Below are 23,635 nucleotides of genomic sequence, written 5' to 3'. Positions count from 1 at the left end.
AGGCTGCCCGCCAGGCCTGGGATGCCGCCCTGGCAGGCGGCGAGCAATGGGGGACGTAACGCACAGGCCACAGCCCTGGCGCCCACCGGCACCATTGGCCTGCTGATGGACTGCGACACCACCGGCGTAGAACCTGATTTTGCCCTGGTCAAATTTAAAAAACTATCGGGCGGGGGCTACTTCAAGATCATCAACGGGGCCCTGCCAGCCGCTCTCAAAAAACTGGGCTACGGGCCTGCCGAAAGCGAGGCCATCATCCGCTATGTGCTGGGCAGCGGCAGCTTTAGGGGCGCCCCCCATCTCAACAAAGCTTTTCTGATCGCCAAAGGGTTAAATGACGAGGAAATTGCCCGGGTAGAAGCTGCCCTGCCCGGCGCCTTTGACATTCGCTGGCTGTTTTCGCCCTACCTGCTGGGAGATGCCTGCCTGCAGCGCCTGGGCCTCTCGCCGGCACAGTATGAGCGTCCGGACTTTGACCTGCTCCGCCACTGGGAGCTCAGTGAGCAGCAGATCCGCGAAGCCAATGCCTACATTGCCGGCAGCGGAACGGTAGAAGGAGCCCCCCATCTGAGAGCCGAGCACCTGCCCGTGTTTGACTGTGCCAACCCCTGTGGCCAGGGCACCCGCTACATCAAAGCCAGCGGGCACCTGCAGATGATGGCGGCGGTGCAGCCTTTTATTTCCGGGGCTATCTCCAAAACCATCAACCTGCCACACGATACGGAGGTGGACGCAGTAGCCGACTGCTTTGCGCAGGCCTGGCAGCTGGGCCTGAAGGCCTGCACCATCTATCGCGATGGCAGCAAGATCTCCCAACCCCTGAGCCACGCCAAGGAGAAGAAGGAAGAAGCCCCCACCCCTGAGCCCCTGGAAACCGCCGATGCCGATTCGCCCCGCATGCTTACGGAAGAAGAAGTATTGCAGGCGGCGCAGGCCATCATCAACCAGGCGCCGGATACCCGTTTTAAGCGCGCCCTCTCCGATATTGTGTACCGCAAGCGTCTGCCCGATAAGCGCAGCGGCTTTACCCAAAAGGCCAAGATCGATGGCCATACCCTCTACCTGCGCACCGGCGACTATGCCGATGGTACGCTGGGGGAGATCTTTATCGACATGTACAAGGAGGGCGCTTCTTTCCGCTCGCTGCTCAACTGCTTTGCCATCTCGGTTTCACTGGGGCTCCAGTATGGGGTACCGCTGGAGGAGTATGTGAACCGCTTTACCTTTACCCGTTTTGAGCCGGCCGGTCAGGTAGACCACCCCAACATCAAAAACGCTACCTCCATCTTTGACTTCATCTTCAGGCTCTTAGCCTTTGAATACCTGCAGCGAACCGATCTTGTGCATGTACAAACAACACCACTACCGGAAGAACAACCCCAACCCAGTGTAGCCAAGGCACCCCCAGCACCGGTGGCCCTAGCCACCACTGGCAGTGCCGGTGCAGGCAGCAGCCTGCTCTACGGCCAGACCCAGCAGGCCCTTGCCAGCCTGATGGGCGATGCGCCGGCCTGCCCCGGTTGCGGCCACCTGACCATTCGCTCAGGCACCTGTTACAAATGCTTAAACTGCGGCAGCAGCCTGGGCTGCAGCTAAGACAGTAACTACTTACTAAATGTAAGTAAAGTCACAGGCACTTTTCCTTACATTTTTTCTGATTTGGCTAACTATACACAGTACAGCCTCAGGAGCTTTCCTGAGGCTGTCTTTCTGGTTGCAAAATAGGTCCTCTTAAAAGACTTCTGCCCCTTCGCCCCCTGCTGGCGGAATGGAAAACCGCTGGCCTTCAGCCGATCAGAAGCCGGTCCATGCTGATGGAAATCATTTTCTAGAGTGATCGGAATCATGTATAAGCCGGCTGCAGGATGCGATCTTTAGGGGGCAAAACCCATAATTCTCCACTCCACTACCTAATCTTACCGATAGCGTATATGGCACCTCTTACACTTGCTCCTCTACCGGCCAAGCCCGACTTTAACGACCTGGCTGCCACCTTTTCACATAAAAGCGACCGTGAAGTAAAGGAGGCCTACTGGCTGTTTCGCCTCATGAACAACCCCCTGCTGATGAAAGCCCTGACCTCAGCCAGCAAGCTGGCCATGCGACTGCACCTGCCGGTCAGGAGCCTGATCAGGGGCACCGTATACAAACACTTCTGCGGAGGCGAGTCGGTTGAAGAAGCGCTACAGGTCATTGACAAACTGGAAGACCACCATATAGCCGCTGTGCTTGACTACGCTGCTGAAGCACAGGATAAAGAGGAAGGCTATGAGCTGGCCCTTAACCACATTCTACATAATATAACACTGGCGCAAAAAAGCACCGGCATCGGGGCTATCTCTGTAAAGATGACCGGCCTGGGCAGTTTTGCCATCTTTGAAAAACTAGCCGCCGGCCTGGTGCTTAGCGATGCCGAAGAACAATCGTATGAGCGTACCAAAATGCGGCTGTTGACCATTTGTGAACTTGCCGCCGATTCTGATGTAAACATCTATATCGATGCAGAAGAAAGCTGGATACAAGCCCCCATTGATGAGCTTACCGAAGAGATGATGGAGCGCTTCAACATGGAGGATGTACTGGTATTCACCAGCCTGCAGATGTACCGCACCGATCGCCTGGAGTACCTGGAAGACCTGTTGCAACGGGCCGAGGAGCGGGGCTACCAGGCGGGGGTAAAGCTGGTACGGGGCGCCTACTGGGAAAAAGAGCGGGAGCGTGCCGAAAAGCTCAGCTATACCAGCCCGGTATATCCTACCAAAGCCAAAACCGATGAGAGCTTCAATAAAGCGGTAATCATGTGCCTGGAGCGCCTGCCCCGGGTTGAGCTTTGCCTGGCTACGCACAATCAGGAGAGTATTCAGATGGTGGTGCGCGAAATTCAACAGCGGCAGCTGCAGGCGTTTATTCCCTACCTGCACTTTTCGCAGCTCTACGGCATGAGCGATAACCTAACCTTTGCCATGGCCAGGGCAGGCTTTAACACCTCCAAGTACCTTCCTTATGGCGAGGTTGACAAGGCCCTGCCCTACCTGATCCGCCGGGCAGAAGAAAACACCGCCATAGCCGGGCAGATGGGCCGGGAGCTGGCGCTGCTAAAAGAAGAAATGAAACGAAGAAAACTAAACTAGAGGCAGATAGCTTCCAGGGGGCAGGAAGCAGGCTGGCACTGACTGCAACTGATTACAGGCAGTATGTACCGGGGCTGCTTCGCCCCCATCCAACGTTAACCATAGCCAACATGAATACCATCCGAATCAGTCGTACCTGTGCATTTTATGCCTCCTACGCCCTGCAGGCCTCCGATGGCCACTGCAAGCCCATACAAGCGCACTATTATAAGCTACGGGTCACCCTCCTAGGTACGCCAAAAGCTGCCGGCCCCGCAGGCCATGGAGGCCTGTGCATGCATTTTGATGACCTGAAACGCTTTATCGAAGCCTTTGTGGTGAAACCCTGGGAGGGTGCTCTGCTGCTGCACCAGGATGCGCCGGCCGGCCTGATCGAGAGCTGGAAGAAGATCGATAAAAAGCTGGTGCTACTCCCCTACCAGCCCACCTGCGAAAACCTGCTGCTGGATATCCGCACTACCCTGCTGGAGCATCTGCCGCCCGGCGCCATCCTGCACAGCCTGCGCCTGTCCGAAACCGATGCAACCTACATGGAATGGAACTCGGCGGACAATACCTATCTTGGCTATGCTGATGAAGAAAACGAGCCGGAAGTAAACCATGCGCTGATCATGGACTCCCTTTCCAAAGCAAATACCTCACATTGGTGAAAAGTAGTGCTCACTTTTGAAGCTCAAAGGCTTTTCACTCTGCCTGGCTATGCAGCCAGGCTTTTTTTATGAACATGATCCATAGCCTTCCTCCCAGAAGTAACGCACACAAAGGTACACTAAAAGGAAGTGGCCCCTATCTGTACAATTATAATTTAATAAAAACATAAATTATTTATAAAAATCGATAGCTTTGCCTGTAGTAGCGCAGACTACCCTTATATCAAGATGCGCTCATACGGCATGAGAACGATTATTTTACTTCTGGCATTCCTTACTGCAGCCCCTACCGCCTTTGGGCAGGAACTGACGCCCGACAAGAAGAAGGTATGGTTGAATGTAGGGCTTGGTGGCTATGGCACCTTCACCAAGGCTGTTGATGGCGGCATAAGCCTGTTGGCTGATGTAAATGTGCTACAGGAAAGTAAACAGTATAAGTTTGCACTGGATATCCATCAGGAGTTTACCCTCTTTGGACCCAACCCTGCTGAAACCTATGTAGGACTGAGCGCGCAGATCGGTGCCGCCCAGCATACAAAAAACATGCATGTAGCCCTGCTGGGTGGGGTTGGACTGGTGGGGGGTACTATACGGGGAACCAACTTACAGCATACTTCCGGTGGCTTTTTTTCAACAGAAGAGTATGACTCCAAGACCAGCCTTGGCGTGGGCCTGCCTGTAAGGGCTGAGCTGAGCCTTATCCCTGCAAAGGGCTTTGGCCTGGGAATATCGCTTTTTTCGAATATCAATACCGTACGCAGCGTATACGGGCTTGCGGCTATCCTATCCTTTGGTTCGGTCAGGTAGCAGCTGTTCATGTTTCGCATAGCGTATTGCTTCCCTATCTGCAATCAGGCAATACCCTATAGCATAAAACCCGCCAGCTACCAACTGGCGGGTTTCCCTTTTAAACTACCCTTATAGTCACTAAGCCAAACTATAAGTCTTTTCGGATAAAGATCCGTTTAGCGAGCATCAGCGGCAGCAGCACCCAGGCCAGCATAAGCAGGCCTGCATACAGTACGCCGGTGAAGTTGCTAAAAAGGCTTTTATACAGCGCGCCGGTATAGCCCATGAGCGCCGACACATCGATCTGAAGCAGCACCAGTACCCGCCCCAGGTCTATTGGATTGAGCGACAGCATGCCCAGGGAAACATTTTCCAGCGGATACTCACTGAAGTAGAAGAGCACCATCATCACCAGCCCATCATACAGCAGGCTGAAGTAAAACCAGAGCAGCAGCGCCAGGCCGATGCCCTTGGCTTTGTCCCGGGTAAGCACCGAGGCCAGAAAGGCCAGTGATACAAAAATAAAAGTGAGGAAGATGCCTGCACTGATCAGGTACACCCCTGCCGGTCCGCTGCCGCCAAAGAGCAGCACCGGCACCCCTACCCCTATGGCAAAAGCTGCAGCCAGCGAAAGGGCTACCCCCAGGTACTCGCTGTAGAAGATCTTTTGCCGGTTGATGGGCTGGGCCACCAGCAGTTCCATAAACTCCTGTGAGTTGTAGAAGTGGATGGTGGCAAAGATGATGCTGATCAGGGGTACTACCAGCAGCACTACGTTCAGCAGGCTGAGCACCGCCTTGGAGGGGTCATTTTCCAGCTGAAAAAGCCCCAGGGACATCAGCAGCAGAAAGCCTGTATAGCCAATGACAATGCGGTTGCGCAAAATATCATACAGCACATATTTGATTACCTTTTCCATCTTATCTCATCATTAGTTTTGCAATTGCCTTGCTCAACCGGCTTTCGCCGGTTTCTTCCTTTAGGGCTGCAATGCTGCTGTAAAAGCGCAGATTGCCTTCTTCCATGCACATGATATCATCGGCTACTTCTTCTATCTCGCTCATGATGTGCGAGGTGATGAGAATAAGCTTGTCTTTTTTCTTTTCCTTCAGGATCTTGGCTTTCAGGATCTCGGAAGAAAGGGGGTCCAGGCCGGCAGTAGGCTCATCCAGAATCAGTATGTCGGGCTGGAACAGAAAAGCCAGGGCGGCGCTTACTTTTTGCTTCATGCCACCGGAGAGGGCGCCCAGGCGCTTGTCCCACATTTTCTGAATGTTGTACAGGCCTATGAGCTCTTCGTCCAGCTCCTGCACATCCTTGCGAATGTCTTTCATCATCTCAAAAAGCTGGCGCACCTTCATGTTTTCGGGAAAGTGGCTGATCTGGGGCATGTAGCCTATTTTGCTGCGGTACTCCCATTGCTTCAGCACCAGTTCATCGTCTATGTAAATCTCGCCGCTATCGGGCAGCACCATACCCAGCAGGCACTTGATGGTGGTGGTTTTGCCCGAGCCATTGGGCCCGATGATGGACACTACCTGCCCCCGCTCAAACTCTACACTCAGCCCATTCAGGACCTGGAGCTTGCCGTAACGTTTGGTTAAGTTCTTTATCGTTATCATGATTTTAGAAGCTAGATGTTAGAAGCTAGAAGTTAGAGGCCCTTCAGACGCACTTCTGTCGTTAGTCTCAATACCCACTACTTACTACTCACTGCCCCCTTACCACCGTACCATCGAGGGCTGCTCGTCCAGCAGCTTCTCGGGGGTAAAAGAGGGGAATACTTTTTCCATGGCATCCATCAGGTCTACAATAAAACTGCGCATGAACATGATGGAAGGGGGCACTTTCTCTACCACCATGGAGTACAGGCTTACGGGCCGGTAGGGAATATCCCCTACTCTATCCTTGTCGAGGTCGTAGCCCTGGTACTTATCCCAGTAATTTTGGGCAAAGTAGTTCTGCTGCGAGTTGCCATTGGTGGCAATATCAAAGGTGTTGCCAATAAAGTTGTTTTGCTGAAAGGTATCCTGCACACAGCTGGAAAGCAGGCGCACGGCCCATCCGTTTTCCCGGAAGTTATTCTGGCGGATATCCAGCCGGGAAGATCCCTCCATATAAATGCCGGTGGTGTTGCGCACAAAGGTATTATGGGCGATCACACTTCGGCTGATCTCCTTTAGCAGCAGGCCATAAGCGGCACTGCCCCAGTTCTGCTCAAAGGTGTTGTGCTCCATCACAATGTTGCGGGTATACATGACCGCCACCCCTGCGCCATTCTTGCGAAACACATTGTGCCGATAGGCATTGCCATCAGAAAACATAAAGTGCAGTCCGTAGCGCAGGTTGTTTTCGCTCAAATTTCTGCTTACGCTGCTTTCCTTTACAAACTCCAGGTAAATGCCATCCCTGTGGCCGGACACCCGGTTGCCCTCTATGCGGCTGCTATCGCAGTACCAGAGGTGAATGGCATTGCCGGAGCCGGTTTCGGTGGTACCCTCGCCCCGCACCGTATTGTTGCGGATGGTGCAGTCTACCGAGCGCTGCAGGTAAATGCCAAAAAAGGCATTCAGGATGGTGTTGTCCTCCAGGGTAACGTTGCGGCTCTCAATTACCCGGATGGCCGCATGGTCTTTGAGGTAACTTACCTCCACATTTTTGAGCACAAAGCCCTTTACCACCACCCCACTGCTGGTAATGGTCAGGATCTCGCCCCTCATATTTCCATCAATCACCGGCTGATTCTTACCAATGAGGCTGATGGCTTTGTTGATCTGCAGGCCACTCTCCTGGTACACGCCCCCCTGCACCACCACCCGATCGCCGGGCTGGGCTGCGGCTATGGCTGCGGCTATGGTGGTGTAGCGGGCCCTGGGGCCCACCTCCAGATCGGCTGCCAGGGCTGCAGAGGCAGAGACCAGCAGCAGCAGGAGCACATCCACCAAGCGGCTGCGCAGCTGGGAGAAGCCTATTGGTTGCTCCAGGCTAAAAAGCGGTCTCATGGCTCCTTACGGCTTGCAGTACTTCGCTCCAGCTTAGGGTACGTCCGGCATAGGTGGCCTGCAGTTCTTCGGCAGCACCCCCTTCGGCCAGCGCTGTCAGATACAGGCCCATGGGGCTTGGCAGCTGCTCGCTTTGCAGGTAAGTGGCGGTGTTGGCGTCTATGAGTGTCTGAGGGTTTTTAAAGTCAGTTACCAGCAGCAGCTGTGCCTTTTCCAGCATTCCCTCCTGCTCCTGCAGGTAGGCGGCCATGCATTCGATGGAATCGAAGAAAAAGGCTTTGCCGGTAGTGGTTACAATTTCGGCACCGTAGCGCGGATCGGTAATGGTCATTTTGCAGTGCTCGCAGCCGGCTTGTCCGTAGGCAATGGGCTGAGGCTCTACGCTGCAGCCGGGCAGGCAGGCCAGCGTTACCCCTATGCCCAGCATATAGGCCATTTGCCGGGAGTTAAGGATGCGGCGCTTTTTACGGAAGAAGTCCAGGTATACGGCAAAGCCTGCCAGTGCCATGGGTATGGCCACTCCCAGGCTGCCCATGGCGGGCAGGGAGAGGGCATGGAAGTTTAAGAGCTGCTTGGGCCCTATAAAGGGGGGAATATAGGTCATGCCCGGAATTTTGATGGGGGCAGCCGGATCCAGGTTAGTACCAAACTCTCTCAGCCAGAGGTAGAAGTCCAGCAGGCCAACCGCTCCGGCCACTGCCAGCAGGCCCAGCCAGCCGGCCAGTAACCATTTATTTGAGCAGGGCCACCAGCAGGCCCAGGAGCATAAGGGCGTACACCACATAGGGCATGATCTTTAGCTCCGGAAAAGCCTCGGCATCAATGGGCCGCATGCCAATGTAGTGGTTCAGGATGTTGAAGTTTTGCAGCGTATACTCGGTATCGCCGCCAATTTTATTTACCCAGATGTGCATTTCCAGGCCTTCGGGATACTGCGGCGCCTGCAGGTAGATCTTCCACAGGGGGAAGAAAAACAGCATACTCATGGAGAGCGCTGCCAGCAGCATTAAAATTCTTGAGAATTGGCTCATGACCGTGGTAGTTTAAAGGGTAGTAGTCCAGAGAAACAGGAAAAAAGAGCAGAAGCGGCGGCTAGACCGCTTCTGCCTTTAGTGAACAGCTGTTACAGGGCCGGTTTTTGCTCGCCGGTGTAGTACTTAAGGGGGGTATTTACTCCCTTAGGCGATACCCGTACGTAGCCTTGCATCTCCTGGTGCAGGGCAGAGCAGAAGTCGGTACAGTACATGGGGAAGATGCCGGGGCGGGTGGGCACCCATTTCAGGGTTTGGGTAGCACCTGGCATGATCAGCAACTCGGCGTTGGTAGCGCCCATGATGGCAAATCCGTGCGGTACGTCCCAGTCCTGCTCCAGGTTGGTTACGTGGAAGTACACCGTGTCACCCACATGGATGCCTTCGATGTTATCAGGGGTCATGTGGCTGCGGATGGCCGTCTGGTACACCCGTACTACATTGCCTTTGCGCTCTACCCGTGCTTCAGACTCTTTTTTCACCGCATGGGGGTGCGAGTTTTTCTCCAGCTCGTAGAACTTCACACTTCTGGGCGCCACCTTATCGGCATGGATCACCTGGGCATAGTGTGGTTCGGCTACAGTGGGGAAGTCAAGCAGCAGTTTCATTTTGTCGCCGCTGATATCGATCAGCTGCGCAGAGTGGGCCAGCTCAGGACCGGTAGGCAGGTAGCGATCTTTGGTGATCTTGTTCATGGCAATCAGGTACTTGCCATAGGGATCTTTGGTATCGCCGCCGGGAATTACCAGGTGACCTACGGAGTAGTATACCGGAATGCGATCCAGCACGGTAAAGTCCTTCAGGCTCCATTTCACCACTTCGGATGATACGAACATGGAGGTATAAGCATTGCCTTTGCCGTCAAACTCAGTGTGCAAGGGACCAAGGCCTGGCTCTTTCACTTCGGCATGCAGCACAGACTCATAGCGCAGAATGGGGATACCGGCTACGTCGCCAATAAAGTCTTTGTCCTTGATGGCTTTTTGCATCTTAGAGAAGGAGTGCACCGGGATCACAGAGGCCAGCTTGCCGCTTACCACCATGTACTCGCCAGAGGGGTCGGTATCAATACCGTGTGGTGATTTAGGCACGGGAATCAGGTATACCATACCGGGGCAGTCGGCAGGATCCAGGAAGCGTACGCTTTTCTTCACCTCAGACTTGGCAATGTGGCTGTTCTTGTCCAGCTTGTTGTGGTAGTAGTTGGCAGGCATTTCTTTGGCCTTGCCTTCTTTCACATACTTCTCGGCCAGTTTCCAGTTCACCGCTGCCAGAAAGTCCTTATCATTTTGGGAAGCACCGGCTTCTTTGAGCGTGCCGGCTTTCTCGGTGTTGTAGGTGGTAAAGAAGATCCAGTCTTCAGAAGGGCCTTTGCCGCCATTGGCCAGGTCATAGTCAAAGCCGGGCATCATGATCTGGAAGTCCAGGTTCATGTCGCCACTTTCTTTGTCAACCTTAATAAAGGAAAGCGAGGCGCGGAATTTTTCCTTGTATTCATCCAGGCCTGCTTCGGCGGGAGTGCCATCGGTATTGATGGGTACACTAAAGCGGGTACCGGCTACCACATACTCGGTGTTGTTGGTTGGGTAGGGAGAGCAGTGGTTACCGGCACTGTTGGGGATCTCCAGGATCTCTACGGTTTCAAAGGTAGAGAGGTCAATGCGGGCAATGCGGGGGGTATTGTTGCCATTCACAAACAGCCAGCGGCCATCGGTTTGTCCATCGGTCCGGCTCAGTTTGGGGTGGTGCAGGTCATCCCAGGGTACATTGCCAAAGGAAGTATTGAGCATGGCTTTGGACTCCTCGGAGTAGCCATAGCCATTTTCGGCATGCTGGGTAAATACCGGCACAATCTTAAGCAGACGGCCGGACGGAATGCCGTATACGGATACCTGGCCGTTGTAGCCGCCTGACAGGAAGCCGTACAGCTCATCGTGCTTGCCGGGCTCTACATATACTTTAGAGGCGGCATCGCTGCTCATCATAGAGGCCTGTGCGGTGGCACGGTCGCCCATGTCGCAGCTTTGCATAAAGGGCAGGGCTGCCATGGATGCCAGCAGGGCTGCTTTGGGTAGCTTGGTTTTTAAGGTTTGTATTGTACTCATGGCACAATGGTGTTTATGGTAATAAGGGTTGGTATTAGTTTGCGGAAGCATCCAGTTGGCGGAAATATTCCAGCATGGCCCGTGCATCCTGCTCGGTTACATTCTGGTTGGTCATTTGGGTAAGGTGCTCGGCCAGCAGCTTTTTGGCTGTGGGGTCCTTCTTGGTCATTTCCTCAGGATTGATGATCATGTTCATGATCCATTCGGGTGAGCGGCGGTCGGTAATGCCGGCCAGGCCGGGACCTACTACCTTGGTGCCATCCAGGCGGTGGCAGGCAGAACATTTTCCTTCATAGAGATTCTTACCCTGCTCGGCCAGCTGGGGGTCCAGCTCACTCAGGGTTACATGTTTTACAGGGCCTATACCCTTTCCATCATCTACCGGCTCTGCTACTGCGGCAGGGGCGCCGGCATTCGACTCTGCTTTCTTGTCGGTACCGGAAGAACAGCTTATAAAGAAGAAACACCCCAGCGCCAGTACAAATAGGCTGCTCAGGCGGGTAATTCTTTTGCTTGCTGTGTCCGGTGTGGTCAGTTCGTGTTTCATAAGGCTTAGTGTTTAACGTCTCGGGGCATTTCGGCCCCTTGGATGATACAAAACTAGGCTGGAAGAGTAGCAGAAAAAAAGACATTTATCTCTTTTATTCATGATTAATATCATGTTTTAGAAATAGGGTCCTGCTGAACTTTGAGGCATTGAAAGGAGAAAAGCCCCCTACTGGCTGGAAAGGGTCCTCAGGCAGAAAAAGAAGGTGTTAAAAAGCTGACGTAGGTCAGTTTTTGCCCAAGGGCTTCTGCCAACCGGAGGAAGCACTCTAGGAATAAGCCTTAAGGAGCTATCCTCTCAGGGCCCCAAGGGCGAAACAAGTAGGGAAGCTCACCTGGCTGTGTCTGCACCTGCTTCTCCTTTAGATATGCGCTGGCGTACACATTCATTTAATCTCAATACTAAACCACCTTTATCCATTACCCCATGAGTACCAAAAAATTATGGTGGGGCTTTGCAGCGGTAATTATCTTTTCCTTTTCCGTATTGGGCTTTTACGGATGGGAGATCTACCGGGAAGCACCCCCTATTCCAAAGCAAATCGTTACCCCCTCGGGCCAGGTGCTTTTTACCGAAGCCGAAATCCTGGATGGCCAGAGCGTATGGCAATCCATTGGCGGGCAGCAGGTAGGCACCGTCTGGGGCCACGGCTCCTATGTAGCCCCCGACTGGTCGGCCGACTGGCTGCACCGCGAAGCCCTTTTCATGCTCAATGCCTGGGCGCAGCGGGACTATGCCGCCGGCTACGAGCAGCTGGATGAGGAAGCCAAAGCAGGCCTGCAGGCCCGCCTGCAGAAAGAGCTGCGCAAAAATACTTTTGACAAGGCCACCGGCACCCTTACCGTATCGGAGTTGCGGGCTGCAGCCATATCCGACAACAGCCGGCACTACACCGGCCTGTTTATGAATGATCCGGCCCTGGCCGAGCTGCGGGAGCACTATGCGCTTAAGGACAATACCATTAAAGATCCGGAGCGGGGCAGGCTTATCAACGGCTTCTTCTTCTGGGCGGCCTGGGCCTGCGTAACCGAGCGCCCCGGCTCCGAGGTAAGCTATACCAACAACTGGCCGGCCGAGGAGCTGGTGGCCAACCGCCCCCCTTCTACCCTGCTGATCTGGACGGGCTTTAGCGTCATTATCCTGCTGGCAGGGGTAGCGCTGCTGGCCTATTACTACGCCTCGCACAAAGAGGAAGAGATCAACCCGGATCTGCCCAAGAACGACCCCCTGCTGAACCTGGTGCCTACCCCTTCCATGAAGGCTACGCTCAAATACTTCTGGGTAGTGGCGCTGCTCTTTGTGGTGCAGGTAGTGCTGGGTGCCACCACGGCCCACTATGGGGTAGAAGGCAACGGGCTCTACGGCATTCCGCTGGCCGACTGGCTTCCCTACTCCCTTACCCGCACCTACCACGTACAGCTGGGCATTCTGTGGATTGCCACCTCCTGGCTGGCCATGGGCCTGTACATAGCGCCGGCCGTATCGGGTTATGAGCCCCCCTACCAGAAACTGGGTGTTAATATCCTTTTTGTGGCGCTACTCATTATAGTTGTGGGCTCCATGGTGGGCCAGTGGTTTGGCGTAATGCAGGAACTGGGCCTGGAGGCTAACTTCTGGTTTGGCCACCAGGGGCTGGAGTATGTGGATCTGGGTCGTTTCTGGCAGATCTTCCTGTTTGCCGGCCTCTTTATCTGGCTGTTTCTGATGGTGCGGGCCATACTGCCGGCCTTTAAGAACCAGGCCGAGAACAAGCACCTGCTGGCCATGTTTGTGGTGTCCTCGGCGGCCATTGCCCTTTTTTATGGCGCCGGCCTTATGTGGGGCCGCCACAGCAACCTGGCCATTACCGAGTACTGGCGCTGGTGGGTGGTGCACCTGTGGGTAGAAGGCTTCTTTGAAGTATTTGCCACCGTGGTCATTGCCTTTCTGTTTGTGAAACTGGGACTGCTGCGCGCCAAACTGGCCAACGAGAGTGTGATCTTTGCCACCATCATCTTCCTGTTTGGCGGCATTATCGGCACCTTTCACCACCTGTACTTTAGCGGCACGCCTACGGCGGTACTGGCCCTTGGCGCCACCTTTAGCGCGCTGGAGGTAGTACCCCTGATCCTGATCGGCTTTGAGGCCTACCACAACCTGCAGCTGAGCAAGGCCACCCCCTGGGTGCAAACCTACAAATGGCCTATCTACTGCTTTGTGGCCGTAGCCTTCTGGAACCTGGTGGGAGCCGGCATCTTTGGCTTCCTGATCAACCCGCCCATTGCGCTCTATTACATGCAGGGCCTTAATACCACACCGCTGCATGGCCACACGGCCCTCTTTGGGGTATACGGCATGCTGGGCATTGGCCTGATGCTGTTTGCCCTGCGGGGCATGAACCGCAGCATTGCCTGGCCCGAGCGCCCCCTGAAATGGGCCTTCTGGAGCATTAACTGGGGCCTTGCCCTGATGGCGCTGCTCAGCCTGCTGCCCATTGGCCTTATCCAGACCTGGGCATCGGTAAAGTGGGGACTGTGGTACGCCCGCTCCGCCGAATTTATGCAGAGCGATATCCTGGAGATCTGGCGCTGGATGCGGGTACCGGGCGATGTGGTCTTTTCCGTAGGGGTGGTGATCCTGGCCTGGTTTGTGCTGCGCATAGGCATACCTAAAGCCGGCAGCGGACCGGTTCAGACGCCTCCACAGCCTGAAGCGGAACCTCCCCGGGAGATGGAGCCCGAACGAGAAGAAGAACTTGTTGTGTAATATCATATAAATCCCGGATAGCCTTCTGCACAGTTCAGAAGGCTATCTTTTTACCTGCATGCCATGAATAAGAAGGTACTGCTGCTCCTGCCCTTTCTGCTACTGGCCCTGGGGCTGGCCCTGTGGTCGGGCCTGATCCGGCTGGGCTGGCAGATCCCCGTCAGCCGGGGGGTGGCCGACCATGGCGCCCTGATGGTGGGCTCTTTTCTGGGTTCGCTGATCATTCTGGAGCGGGCGGTGGTACTCAAAAAGTGGTGGGCCTATGCCATACCGGTAGTAAATGTGGGCAGTTTGCCCCTGTTGCTGCTGGGCTTTCCCCAGCTTGCCTATGCCTGCCTGATAGGGGGCAGCCTGGGGTTGTTGCTTATTTTCTGGCGCCTGCTGGAGCGACAGTCCGATGCCTCCATGTGGGTAATGCTCTGCGGGGCTGCCTGCTGGCTTATTGGCAATGTGTTGCTGCTGCGCTTTGATCTGTACCCCATGGCTGTTTTCTGGTGGGTACTCTTTCTGCTGCTGACCATTAGTGGCGAGCGGCTGGAGCTTAGCCGCTTTCTGCCCGTGCGAAACTGGCAAAAAGGGCTGCTGTTTGCGGCCCTGGGCCTGTGTGTGGCCGGGGTGCTGCTGCCCTATCATGGCCCGGGCCGCTGGGTGCTGGGCGTCGGTCTGATTGGTGCAGCCCTATGGTTGCTGCGTTTCGATATTGCCCGAAAAACGGCCCGCAAAAGTGCACTGCCTGCCTTTAGCGGCAGGGCATTGCTGCTGGGCTATGGCTGGCTGGTGGTATGCGGCGGGCTGCTGTTTTATGATGATGGGCTTCCGCTCATGTATGATGCGGTGCTGCATGCGTTCTTTCTGGGCTTTGTGTTTTCCATGATCTTTGCCCATGGCCCCATTATTCTGCCGGCGGTGGCGGGCCTTCTGATCAAACCCTACCACTGGCTGTTGTATGTACCCCTTGCGCTGTTGCAGGGATCGCTGGTGCTGCGCCTGTTTGCCGATGGGCTGTCGGACCCGGAAGCCAGAAAGTGGAGCGGTCTGCTGAGCGCTTTGGCAATTCTTTTCTATTTTGTGACGATAGCGAGCATCCTGATCTATGAGCAGCGAAAGCGTACAGCAAAAATGGTGGTATAAGCCGGCTACAGCCTTTGGGCTGGGCTTTCTCTTTCTGGTAGTGACTGCGGCGCTGGGAGCTTTTTTGCGCTACCTGTTTGTAGACCCACCCGCCTGGGCTACCTACAAGCATTTTCTGCATGCGCACTCCCACATTGCCTTTCTGGGCTGGGTTTACAATGCGCTCTTTGGGCTGATTCTGCTCTACTTCATTCCACAAGGAAAGCAAAGGGGGCTGATGCGGCTGTTCTGGCTTACCCAGATCGCTACTGTGGGCATGCTTATTTTCTTTCCCATACAGGGCTATGCGCGGGAGAGCATTGTCTTTTCTACCCTGCATATCTTCTTTTCCTGGGCCTTTGCCGCAGGGGCCTGGAAGCGCCTGCAGAGCCGCAGCCAGGTGGCGCGCCGCTACCTGAAGCTGGGGCTTTTCTTTATGATCATCAGCAGCCTGGGCCCCTTTGCCCTGGGTCCCATGATGGTGAACGGCATGGGCGGAAGCCCCTGGTACTACGGAGCCATTTACTACTACCTGCATTTTCAGTACAATGGCTGGTTTATTTTTGCCCTGCTGGCGCTTCTGTACCAGTACCTGGACGTACAGGACATGCGCATTGCCCGGGCTGCCGCCAGCGCCGCACTGCTGCTCTTTACGCTGGGGGTTTTCTTATCGCTGAGCCTTTCGGTGCTGTGGGCCGAGCAACAGGGATGGCTCTATGCACTGGCCGCCCTGGCAGGGGTACTGCAGCTGGCTGGCTGCTATTTTCTGTACCGCTCGCTGCAGCCTGCCTCCAAAGACCTTTGGCGGAGGTTCGCCCCCCTAGTGAAACAGTTGCTCCTGTTTGCCGCGCTGGCCTTTTTGCTCAAAAATGTGCTGCAGCTGGTAGCTGCCCTGCCGGCCCTTTCTGATCTGGCTTTTAGCAACCGTAATTTTATCATTGCCTTTCTGCACCTGATCTTTTTGGGTGTAGTAAGCCCCCTGCTGCTGGCTGAGGGATTCCGGCGTCGCTGGCTGGTGCCCGATCCGGCCAACCGCATCCTTATTTACCTTTTTCTGCTGGCCTTTATAGGCAGCCAGCTGCTGCTTACCGGCTTGTATATACCTGGGTTTACTCCCCTGCTGGCACCGGTCTATGCCCGGGGCATGCTGTACCTTTCGCTGGCAATGTTTGTTTGCCTGGCGGTACTGGGGATGCGCTCGGCCCGAACCAGAGGATCATCAGGCCAGGCTGGGCAGGGGTATAGGTAAGAAGGGGGCATAAATTCCATCAAAATATAGAGGGGCTTTTTGTATTTTGCCTACTTTGTAGTGCAGGCCTGCCTGCTTAGCCGCATCAATCCATCCCGCATGATCCGCCTCCTTTCTATACTGCTGCTTTTTCTGCTCCCTTGTCTGCCCGGCAGGGCCCAGGAAAAAGCAGCTTCCGACTCGCTGCTCAACCAACAGCTGCAGGAAACCACCCAGCTGCTTCGCCAGAAGCAACAGCAGCAGCTGCTGGACTCGCTCCGTCGGCAGGAACTGCAAAAGGAAATAGAGCGGCTAAGCTCCGAAAACAGCAGCCGCCGCAGCGAGCTTGAAGCACGCCTGCGGGAGATCACGCTGGAAGATTCCCTGCAAAATGCCGAAAAGCTCAGCCGCATTGCCGAGCTGCGCAAAACTACCCAGGGCTTTCCGGTTGCCCCCTTTGGCGATACCCTCTATTTTGTGTTCACCAAGGTGGGTTCCTTCAATGTGCAGGAGCGCGCCCGGGCCATCTCCGAACGGATTGAAAAGCTCTATAAAAGCAGGGACTACACGCCAGACTCTATCCAACTGGCCGAAACAGAATCAGGCATCGATATCCTGCACGGGCGCAGCCTGATCCTGATGAGCATTACCGAGCTGGACGCCCTCTGGCTGGAGAAGGATATGAAGTCCCTCGCCGGAGAGTATGCCAGCCGCATCCGCATCGCCATAGACCTGCACAAGGAGCAGAACAGCCTGCGCATGATCCTGATTGAAACCGGCCTAACCCTTTTGCTGCTAGCGGGTCTGTTTGTGATCCTGCGGCTGCTGCACAATTTCTTCCGCTGGCTAAAGCTGATGCTGCTCAAACGGCGCAACAAGTACCTGAAGGGCATCCGCATCAAGGATTACCAGCTGTTTGATACCCGCAAGCAGCTCAATGCCGCCCTGCTGGTGCTGCGCTGGAGCTATATAGGGGTGGTGCTGCTGGCCCTGTACCTGGCGCTGCCACTGCTGTTCAGTATTTTTCCGCAAACCCAGGCCTGGTCTGGGGTGCTGCTGCAGTGGATTCTGGCACCGGTTAAAGGCATTTTACTGGGCATCCTCAACTACCTGCCCAACCTCTTTACCATTCTAGTGATCTTTATCTTTACCCGCTATACCATTAAGGCGCTGCACTTTTTTGCCACAGAGGTAGAGCGTGGCGCCCTTACCATTACCGGCTTTTACCGGGACTGGGCCATGCCCACCTTTGAGATCATCCGCTTTTTGCTCTATGTGTTCATGTTCATAGTGATATTTCCCTACCTGCCGGGCTCCGATTCGCCCATCTTTCAGGGGGTATCGGTGTTTCTGGGTATACTCTTTTCGCTGGGTTCCTCCTCGGCCATTTCCAATATTGTGGCAGGTCTGGTAATCACCTACATGCGCCCCTTCCGCATTGGCGATCGGGTGAAGATAGGCGATATAACCGGAGATGTGGTGGAAAAAACGCTGCTGGTAACCCGCCTGCGCACTACAAAAAATGAGGACATTACCGTACCCAATTCAAGTGTATTGTCCGGCCATACGGTTAACTATACCACCTCCAGCCAGGAGCTGGGCGTAATTCTGCACACCACTGTAACCATTGGCTACGATGTGCCCTGGCGGCAGGTGCATGAACTACTGACGCAGGCCGCCAGGCGTACCACTGGGGTGATGCGCAAAAAAGCCCCCTTTGTGCTACAGACAGGGCTGGAAGATTTTTATGTCTCCTACCAGCTCAATGTTTATTCTGATCAGCCCAACCGTATGGCGGCCATTTACTCCGAGCTGCACCGCAACATACAGGATGCCTTTAATGAAGGGGGTGTTGAGATCCTGTCGCCCCACTACCGGGCACAGCGCGATGGCAATACGGTTACCATTCCTCCCAGCTACCTGCCCAAGGACTATCAGGCTCCATCCTTCCGGGTAGAAACGATCAGCAAAGACCAGCCCCAGAACAGCTAGAAAGGTATAGTGGTGGTTGATGCCCCTCTTAAGATGCTATATTGTAACAGGTTAAACTTGAGTTATCCCGAATTTTGGGGTTATGCTATCATAAATATGGACCTGGAAGCTGATTTCATAGCTATTTTCTATAAGGTACACTGTCATACTAAGTTAGGGGAGAGATCCATGAGGCTGTAGAGGCAGGCATCTGCCGTCTCCCAGATCTCTCCTGTCGTCGGGATGACCCCATATCTTCTTGAAGATGATATATAAACTAAATTTTCCAATCCTATTAGCCTGTCTCAAGATTCGGGATGACTCATGTTTGGATGCAGCCATTGGAGCTCCATTCCCAAGTATCCATCATCAAAAACAGGGCCGTACACGCTGTTTTGCTACCTTAAGCCCAGGTACAGGAATATTCTCAGCCAAAACCCTACACAAACTAAAATTATTAGCAATCACCCCCTATCTTTGCTAGCCCAACTGGGAAATTCTGCTCCTGCCTGACGCTACCTGCTCCAATGCCGCCTAAGCCTAAACGCCTGCCTCCCCCCCATTTGCTTCACTTAAAGCACAGCCGGCAGCTGCTGGAGGATTTTCTGTACCAGTACCTGCCGCTGCTTACGGGCATGGGAGCAGTAAGCCGGCTCAATCTCTGGGGCTGGTTTAGTGGGACCTGGGCGCTAAGGCCGGATGCCAGCGGAGGCCTCCCCTACATGGTACTGGAGGCCCTGCGGCTGCAGCGCCAGTTCCTGCTGCAGCAGAAGCGCCCGCTTAAGCCCCTTAGCCTTTCGCTATATGCCCCGCAGCAGGACCGGCTGCTTCTCCGGGCACTGCCCCAGCTGGAGGAGCTCAACCGCAGAAACCCCACAGCTACCCTGGCGGCCAGCACAGCCACCTGGCAGGAGGTACTCAAACAGCTACAGGCCCAGCTGCTACGCCAGCCGGCTGCCGAGCGCAACCTGCTGCTGCTGGACCCGCTGGAGATCTCCCTGCCACCCCTGCCAGAACTGCTGCAGCTGCTGCCCAAGCGCATGGATGTGCTCCTGCTGCTCCCCCTGGCGGCGGTGCAGGATACAGCCGGCCTGCCCGGCAGGCAACCCCTGCCGGAAGCGGTAGCCGCACTCGCCCGCTGGCTGGCCCCACACCTGCCAGCCCCCTTGGCCGAAGCTCAGGAAGCACCCGGCCCTGCCCTTCTGCTGGAACAGCTGCGCCAGAAGCTGATGGATACCTGCGGGCATTTTGCCCTGCTCCAGCAGCCCGAGGCAAATTCGCTGGCGCTTTTTGGCCTAAGCCAGGATGCCCTGATGATGGAAAAAATGCTACAGGCTCGTCAAAAACTGCAGCAGCGGGAAGTGCAGCAGATGGAAACCGGCGATCAGCTTGGGCTGTTTGCGGCTCCCCCATCCCCTGCTGCGCCGGCCAATCTGCAGGATCGCTTGCTGGCACTGCTGGCCCGGCAGCCGGAATGGAGCAATCAGGAACTTTACAAAGCCCTGCTGCAGCAGGAGCTGTTGCCGCAGGATGTCCTGGCCCCACTGGCAGCACTCGTTAACGCGGGCATCCTGCAGGTGCTGAACGAAAAAAAGAAAAAAATAAAGGAGCCAATCACACTCCCCCTTAGCCATACGGCCTTTAAACTGCCTGCGCCCGCCTGCTTTTTTCGGCTAAAAGACCAGCCCGGACATCCATAAAAAAAAGGCACAACCAGTGGCTGTGCCTTTGTCCGGAAGGGTCAGAATCTAATGAGCAAAGCGCTACTATCTGCCCAGTGTAATGGTACGGCTGCGGCCATTCATGCTTACAACCAGGGAACGGTCACAGCTGCCGGCGCCCCAATCCAGGGTAAGGGTGGCCTTATTAGGACGGGTAATGAGCTGTACCCCGCTGGAGGGCGCAAATACCCCTTCGCTCATGCAGGAAAGCTTGATCACCAGTTCTTCGGTAATGGTACTGGCATATTCCTGCCCCTGCCGGTTGCGGCCACTGGCAGTGCCACTGATGTGCCACTCATCATTCAGAGGGTTTGTAGCGCGGATCCAGGTGCGGATATGGCTCACCTCCCGCTCGGCACTGCTGCCATCGGGCCAGGTTGCTTTACCTCCGCTGAGGCTAACCGAAAACTGCGGACTGGCTGTGCTGCTGCTGGTAATGTTGCTTAGGGTGCGGGTGCCCTCCAGGGCAATGCCATTTACAGTATAGTCCTCCAATGTGGTGGTTATGGTGCTGCCCGGCTGAAAGTAACGGCCCGTGCGGGCAATGATCACTTTGCCGCTGCGTACCACCCCGCGGGCATCGGTGCAGCCGCTGCCAAAATCAAGTACAATAGTACGGGTATCGGCATTACGGCTTACGGTAGCACAGGCCGGAATGGCCGACAGGCTGCTAAGCTGGCGTTCGCCTTCCGCTTCGGCACTGCTTACTGCTTCGGCCGTCATCACATCCAGATCATCATACAGGGCGCTGCTTTCGGCCTCGCCCATGGCAGAGGTAGCTTCCGCCTGGTCCAGCTCAGGGTCCTGGCGATCGCATGCAACAAAGGCCAGCAGGGCTGCCGCCAGCAAAAGAGAGGATTTGAATAGGTGCATAAGGAGAGAAGTTTGGTTGTTGTTTTGCCTACTATAGTAGATGTGCCGACTGGCTGCAGGTTTAGGCAGCAGCAAAAAATAGTTACCATACCCCCCTGCAGCACAAAAAAGCACCTACAAGCTTACACAAAAATCCTACCGGATGCTCATCCAAATAGGCATATCCCTTACATCTGTACAGCTAAAAATGCTTTCTCAAACAGGGCATAGGCCCTGCGACAGCCTTCCAGCACTGCATTCTCCTGCGCTGTATCCTGCACCTGCTGGCGAAGGAGCTGCTTAAACCCGCTCCACTGCCGGCCGGTATCGCCTCCATAGCAGCCATAATAGTGAAAGGGCTGATAGGACTGCAGCTGGGGGTGCTGGTGCAACGCCTTTAATATCACAACCCCTCCCAGGGTAGCGCCCTCCATTACATACTGGGCACCCAGCGCCTGATGGCTCCCCTGCAGCTCGGCATGGGGCAGCAGGTCTTTTCGCTTTTCCCAGACCGCTTCCGGATCAATGCCGGCCTGGCGCAGATCCTGCTCCAGCAGGGCCTGTTTCTGCCGGTCTGCTACCAGGCTATCCATACCGGCTACCTGCCGGATGGCCCCCTCCAGGCGGCGGTGGGCAATGTAGTTGGCTTCCAGCAAGCGGGTGTACTCCTCAGGCGTAAGACTGCCACTAGCCAGTTTGTCGGAGGCGGCTACTTCTTCCAGACGGTCGTGCTGGGGCCGGGTCTCGGCCCGCAGGCGGTCCAGGATATCGGGTTGGTGTGTGATCATTCGTATATCAGTTAGATAACGTAAGGGCCCCTGTTTCGGTATATTTCAGGCTGCCTTCGTCTATCATAAGCCGCACAGTGTGCAGCAGAATGTTTTTATTGGCCGCATGGGCATCCAGGGCTTTTTCAAGCTCGGGCAGGCTATGGGGCTTAAGGCTTATGGCCGTGCGGATCTGCTGGCGGTAGCGAAACACCTTTTCATCGTGCTGGCCCTCGCCCCTGTGCAGCAGGCACAGATCGCAAATGCCGCATTTCTCATAGTCCAGCTCACCGAAATAATCCAGCAGGTAACGGGTACGGCAGATCAGCTCCTGCTCGGCATAATCAATAACAGCTTCTGCTTTTTGCAGGCTTATCGTTTTACGTTCCTCCAGCTGCCGGAGTTGCAGGGGTAGTTTGGCGGCATCGTGCCGGGGGGTAAGAAAGGTAAGCTGGGGTTTGTCCCGCTGTGGTTCATAGGCAATCACATCCATCTTCTGCAGAGAATCCAGCTGCTGGCGCACCTGATTAACGGACCATTTGGTCTGCCGGGCCAGCTCATTTTCGGATATGCGGGTATAGCCGCTAAAAATCTCGCCGCCGTAGATGCGCAGCAGGTTTTTGAGCAGGGGTTCCATGCCGGCATTAGCGATCTGAAAGGCGTAAAGCTCCTGCTGAGATAGGAGCACATGCAGGCGGGAAGGGGCAAAAAAAGCTTCGCTCAGCTGAATAAAGCCCTGCTCCTCCAGCTTTTTAAGGGCATGCCAGGTCTGGTTGGGCTCCAGGCTATAGGTGCGGGCAAAATCATCCAGCTCAAAATCGTAGGAAGAAAACTGGCTGCTGCCAATGGCCAGCTTGTAGTAATTGGCCAGGGCCTGGTAAGTATGGCGCAGCACCTCGGGCTCGGGAAATTCCTGCCGGATGCGCTCCCGCAGCCCGTCTACATCCTGCTGATCCACCAGCACCACGGCATAGGCTTTTTTGCCATCCCGTCCGGCCCTACCGGCCTCCTGGTAATAAGCCTCCAGGGTATCGGGCAGGCCCAGGTGCACCACCAGGCGCACATCCGATTTATCAATGCCCATCCCAAAGGCATTGGTAGCCACTACTACCCGCAGTTTGCCCTGCATCCAGGCATCCTGGCGGCGCACCCGCTCCTCATGCTGCAGGCCGGCATGGTAATGATCGGCCGAAATTCCGTATTGGCGCAGTGTTTTGGCTACCAGCTGGGTTTGCTTGCGGCTGCGCAGGTAAATCACGGCTGTGCCGGGCACCTTCCTCAGGATCTCCAGCAGCTTGGCCGGCTTGTTTTCTTCCCAGCGCACACTGTAGGAGAGGTTTTCCCGAGCAAAGCTTTTCTGCAACAGCACCCCCTTGTGGCCAAACTCCAGCTTTTCCTGTATGTCTTTGGCCACCTGCTGGGTAGCGGTAGCTGTAAGGGCAATGCAGGGCACCCCGGGAATCAACTGACGAAACTCGGCAATCTTTAGATAGGCCGGCCGGAAATCATAGCCCCATTGGGAGATGCAGTGGGCTTCGTCTACCGCCAGCAGGTTGATGGTCATGCGCTTGACCCGCTCCTGCAGCAGCTCGGTTTGCAGGCGCTCGGGCGAGAGGTAGAGAAATTTGGGTGAGCCGTACACGCAGTTATCCAGCGCTACATCAATCTCGCGCTTGCTCATGCCGGAATAGACTGCCTCTGCGGGAATGCCCCGGGCTTTGAGGTGCTCTACCTGGTCTTTCATCAGGGCAATCAGGGGGGTGATCACCAGGCATACCCCCTCCTGCAGCAGGGCCGGCACCTGAAAGCAGAGCGATTTGCCACCGCCGGTGGGCATGAGCGCCAGCACATCTTTCTTTTGGAGCACGGCCGCAATGATGTCCTCCTGCAGGGGACGAAACTGCGTATAGCCCCAGTAGTGCTGAAGGATGTGGTGCGGTGTTGGCTGCATGCAGAAGGAGAATCTACCGCTAAAGATAGAAAAAT

Annotated in this window: 19 protein-coding genes; 9 read left to right on the top strand and 10 right to left on the bottom strand. The window is 55.3% G+C overall.

Translation table 11 applies throughout. From position 1 onward, the window contains the following. The 4 genes from ADICEAN_RS07165 to ADICEAN_RS07145 form a co-directional block, all read left to right on the top strand. Positions 1-1,596, top strand: a 1,596-nt coding sequence (locus ADICEAN_RS07165; RefSeq protein ID WP_449384783.1) for a TSCPD domain-containing protein, incomplete at its 5' end; no start/stop codon positions are given. Positions 1,597-1,931: 335 nt separating this feature from the next. Beyond that, positions 1,932-3,131 carry a proline dehydrogenase family protein gene (locus ADICEAN_RS07155; protein ID WP_009194895.1) on the top strand — a complete coding sequence of 400 codons (1,200 nt, stop codon included), beginning with the start codon at positions 1,932-1,934 and terminating at the stop codon, positions 3,129-3,131. A gap of 110 nt (positions 3,132-3,241) precedes the next feature. Beyond that, complete coding sequence (locus ADICEAN_RS07150) at positions 3,242-3,781, top strand: 6-carboxytetrahydropterin synthase QueD (protein ID WP_009194894.1); 540 nt, start codon at positions 3,242-3,244, stop codon at positions 3,779-3,781. Positions 3,782-4,024: 243 nt separating this feature from the next. Continuing rightward, positions 4,025-4,588 (top strand): hypothetical protein, encoded by a 564-nt coding sequence (locus tag ADICEAN_RS07145; RefSeq protein WP_009194893.1) that lies wholly within the window; start codon positions 4,025-4,027, stop codon positions 4,586-4,588. A gap of 130 nt (positions 4,589-4,718) precedes the next feature. Here the strand turns inward: ADICEAN_RS07145 and ADICEAN_RS07140 are convergent, their stop codons facing one another. From ADICEAN_RS07140 to ADICEAN_RS07110, 7 genes are all read right to left on the bottom strand, one after another. Next, a complete protein-coding gene (locus ADICEAN_RS07140) occupies positions 4,719-5,489 on the bottom strand; it encodes an ABC transporter permease (protein ID WP_009194892.1) in 771 nt (256 codons plus the stop codon). 1 nt (position 5,490) lies between these two features. After that, a complete protein-coding gene (locus ADICEAN_RS07135; RefSeq protein WP_009194891.1) occupies positions 5,491-6,192 on the bottom strand; it encodes an ABC transporter ATP-binding protein in 702 nt (233 codons plus the stop codon). Between the two features lie 99 nt (positions 6,193-6,291). Next, positions 6,292-7,572 (bottom strand): nitrous oxide reductase family maturation protein NosD, encoded by a 1,281-nt coding sequence (locus ADICEAN_RS07130; protein ID WP_009194890.1) that lies wholly within the window; start codon positions 7,570-7,572, stop codon positions 6,292-6,294. Continuing rightward, positions 7,556-8,356 carry a nitrous oxide reductase accessory protein NosL gene (locus ADICEAN_RS23185; RefSeq protein ID WP_009194889.1) on the bottom strand — a complete coding sequence of 267 codons (801 nt, stop codon included), beginning with the start codon at positions 8,354-8,356 and terminating at the stop codon, positions 7,556-7,558. The genes ADICEAN_RS07130 and ADICEAN_RS23185 overlap by 17 nt, the downstream gene beginning before the upstream one ends. Next, positions 8,304-8,603 (bottom strand): hypothetical protein, encoded by a 300-nt coding sequence (locus ADICEAN_RS23180; RefSeq protein ID WP_009194888.1) that lies wholly within the window; start codon positions 8,601-8,603, stop codon positions 8,304-8,306. The genes ADICEAN_RS23185 and ADICEAN_RS23180 overlap by 53 nt, the downstream gene beginning before the upstream one ends. 92 nt (positions 8,604-8,695) lie before the next feature. Continuing rightward, a complete protein-coding gene (nosZ, locus tag ADICEAN_RS07115; protein WP_009194887.1) occupies positions 8,696-10,708 on the bottom strand; it encodes a Sec-dependent nitrous-oxide reductase in 2,013 nt (670 codons plus the stop codon). A 34-nt stretch (positions 10,709-10,742) separates the two neighbouring features. Continuing rightward, positions 10,743-11,255 carry a c-type cytochrome gene (locus ADICEAN_RS07110; protein ID WP_009194886.1) on the bottom strand — a complete coding sequence of 171 codons (513 nt, stop codon included), beginning with the start codon at positions 11,253-11,255 and terminating at the stop codon, positions 10,743-10,745. A gap of 426 nt (positions 11,256-11,681) precedes the next feature. On the opposite strand from ADICEAN_RS07110, the gene ADICEAN_RS07105 reads away from it, so the two are divergent. From ADICEAN_RS07105 to ADICEAN_RS07085, 5 genes are all read left to right on the top strand, one after another. After that, positions 11,682-14,000, top strand: a complete 2,319-nt coding sequence (locus ADICEAN_RS07105) for a nitric-oxide reductase large subunit (protein ID WP_009194885.1) — start codon at positions 11,682-11,684, stop codon at positions 13,998-14,000. 63 nt (positions 14,001-14,063) lie between these two features. Beyond that, positions 14,064-15,131, top strand: coding sequence for a hypothetical protein (locus ADICEAN_RS07100; protein WP_009194884.1), 1,068 nt, complete (start codon positions 14,064-14,066; stop codon positions 15,129-15,131). Further along, entirely contained in the window at positions 15,094-16,359 is a 1,266-nt protein-coding gene (locus tag ADICEAN_RS07095; protein ID WP_009194883.1) for a hypothetical protein, read from the top strand. The genes ADICEAN_RS07100 and ADICEAN_RS07095 overlap by 38 nt, the downstream gene beginning before the upstream one ends. A gap of 99 nt (positions 16,360-16,458) precedes the next feature. Beyond that, entirely contained in the window at positions 16,459-18,330 is a 1,872-nt protein-coding gene (locus ADICEAN_RS07090) for a mechanosensitive ion channel family protein (RefSeq protein WP_040396461.1), read from the top strand. Positions 18,331-18,872: 542 nt separating this feature from the next. Then, entirely contained in the window at positions 18,873-20,009 is a 1,137-nt protein-coding gene (locus ADICEAN_RS07085; protein ID WP_040396456.1) for a hypothetical protein, read from the top strand. A gap of 66 nt (positions 20,010-20,075) precedes the next feature. Here ADICEAN_RS07085 and ADICEAN_RS07080 read toward each other — a convergent pair whose 3' ends face one another. From ADICEAN_RS07080 to ADICEAN_RS07070, 3 genes are all read right to left on the bottom strand, one after another. Beyond that, positions 20,076-20,903 (bottom strand): hypothetical protein, encoded by an 828-nt coding sequence (locus ADICEAN_RS07080; protein WP_009194880.1) that lies wholly within the window; start codon positions 20,901-20,903, stop codon positions 20,076-20,078. Positions 20,904-21,070: 167 nt separating this feature from the next. Beyond that, a complete protein-coding gene (locus ADICEAN_RS07075) occupies positions 21,071-21,670 on the bottom strand; it encodes a biliverdin-producing heme oxygenase (protein ID WP_009194879.1) in 600 nt (199 codons plus the stop codon). Between the two features lie 7 nt (positions 21,671-21,677). Continuing rightward, the gene (locus ADICEAN_RS07070) at positions 21,678-23,600 is read right to left on the bottom strand and encodes a RecQ family ATP-dependent DNA helicase (protein ID WP_009194878.1); all 1,923 of its coding nucleotides are present in this window, start codon (positions 23,598-23,600) and stop codon (positions 21,678-21,680) included. Positions 23,601-23,635: the final 35 nt, after the last annotated feature.

The organism is Cesiribacter andamanensis AMV16, assembly GCF_000348925.1.
GTDB lineage: Bacteria > Bacteroidota > Bacteroidia > Cytophagales > Cyclobacteriaceae > Cesiribacter > Cesiribacter andamanensis.
This window is presented reverse-complemented; position numbering and strand designations above follow the sequence as displayed.

Coding starts and splice junctions, on each gene's coding strand:
- ADICEAN_RS07080 (WP_009194880.1), bottom strand. CDS start 20,903: ATGCACCTATTCAAATCCTCTCTTTTGCTGGCGGCAGCCCTGCTGGCC.
- ADICEAN_RS07090 (WP_040396461.1), top strand. CDS start 16,459: ATGATCCGCCTCCTTTCTATACTGCTGCTTTTTCTGCTCCCTTGTCTG.
- nosZ (WP_009194887.1), bottom strand. CDS start 10,708: ATGAGTACAATACAAACCTTAAAAACCAAGCTACCCAAAGCAGCCCTG.
- ADICEAN_RS07075 (WP_009194879.1), bottom strand. CDS start 21,670: ATGATCACACACCAACCCGATATCCTGGACCGCCTGCGGGCCGAGACC.
- ADICEAN_RS23185 (WP_009194889.1), bottom strand. CDS start 8,356: ATGTGGTGTACGCCCTTATGCTCCTGGGCCTGCTGGTGGCCCTGCTCA.
- ADICEAN_RS07145 (WP_009194893.1), top strand. CDS start 4,025: ATGAGAACGATTATTTTACTTCTGGCATTCCTTACTGCAGCCCCTACC.
- ADICEAN_RS07095 (WP_009194883.1), top strand. CDS start 15,094: ATGAGCAGCGAAAGCGTACAGCAAAAATGGTGGTATAAGCCGGCTACA.
- ADICEAN_RS07100 (WP_009194884.1), top strand. CDS start 14,064: ATGAATAAGAAGGTACTGCTGCTCCTGCCCTTTCTGCTACTGGCCCTG.
- ADICEAN_RS07155 (WP_009194895.1), top strand. CDS start 1,932: ATGGCACCTCTTACACTTGCTCCTCTACCGGCCAAGCCCGACTTTAAC.
- ADICEAN_RS07140 (WP_009194892.1), bottom strand. CDS start 5,489: ATGGAAAAGGTAATCAAATATGTGCTGTATGATATTTTGCGCAACCGC.
- ADICEAN_RS07150 (WP_009194894.1), top strand. CDS start 3,242: ATGAATACCATCCGAATCAGTCGTACCTGTGCATTTTATGCCTCCTAC.
- ADICEAN_RS07070 (WP_009194878.1), bottom strand. CDS start 23,600: ATGCAGCCAACACCGCACCACATCCTTCAGCACTACTGGGGCTATACG.
- ADICEAN_RS07130 (WP_009194890.1), bottom strand. CDS start 7,572: ATGAGACCGCTTTTTAGCCTGGAGCAACCAATAGGCTTCTCCCAGCTG.
- ADICEAN_RS07135 (WP_009194891.1), bottom strand. CDS start 6,192: ATGATAACGATAAAGAACTTAACCAAACGTTACGGCAAGCTCCAGGTC.
- ADICEAN_RS07105 (WP_009194885.1), top strand. CDS start 11,682: ATGAGTACCAAAAAATTATGGTGGGGCTTTGCAGCGGTAATTATCTTT.
- ADICEAN_RS23180 (WP_009194888.1), bottom strand. CDS start 8,603: ATGAGCCAATTCTCAAGAATTTTAATGCTGCTGGCAGCGCTCTCCATG.
- ADICEAN_RS07110 (WP_009194886.1), bottom strand. CDS start 11,255: ATGAAACACGAACTGACCACACCGGACACAGCAAGCAAAAGAATTACC.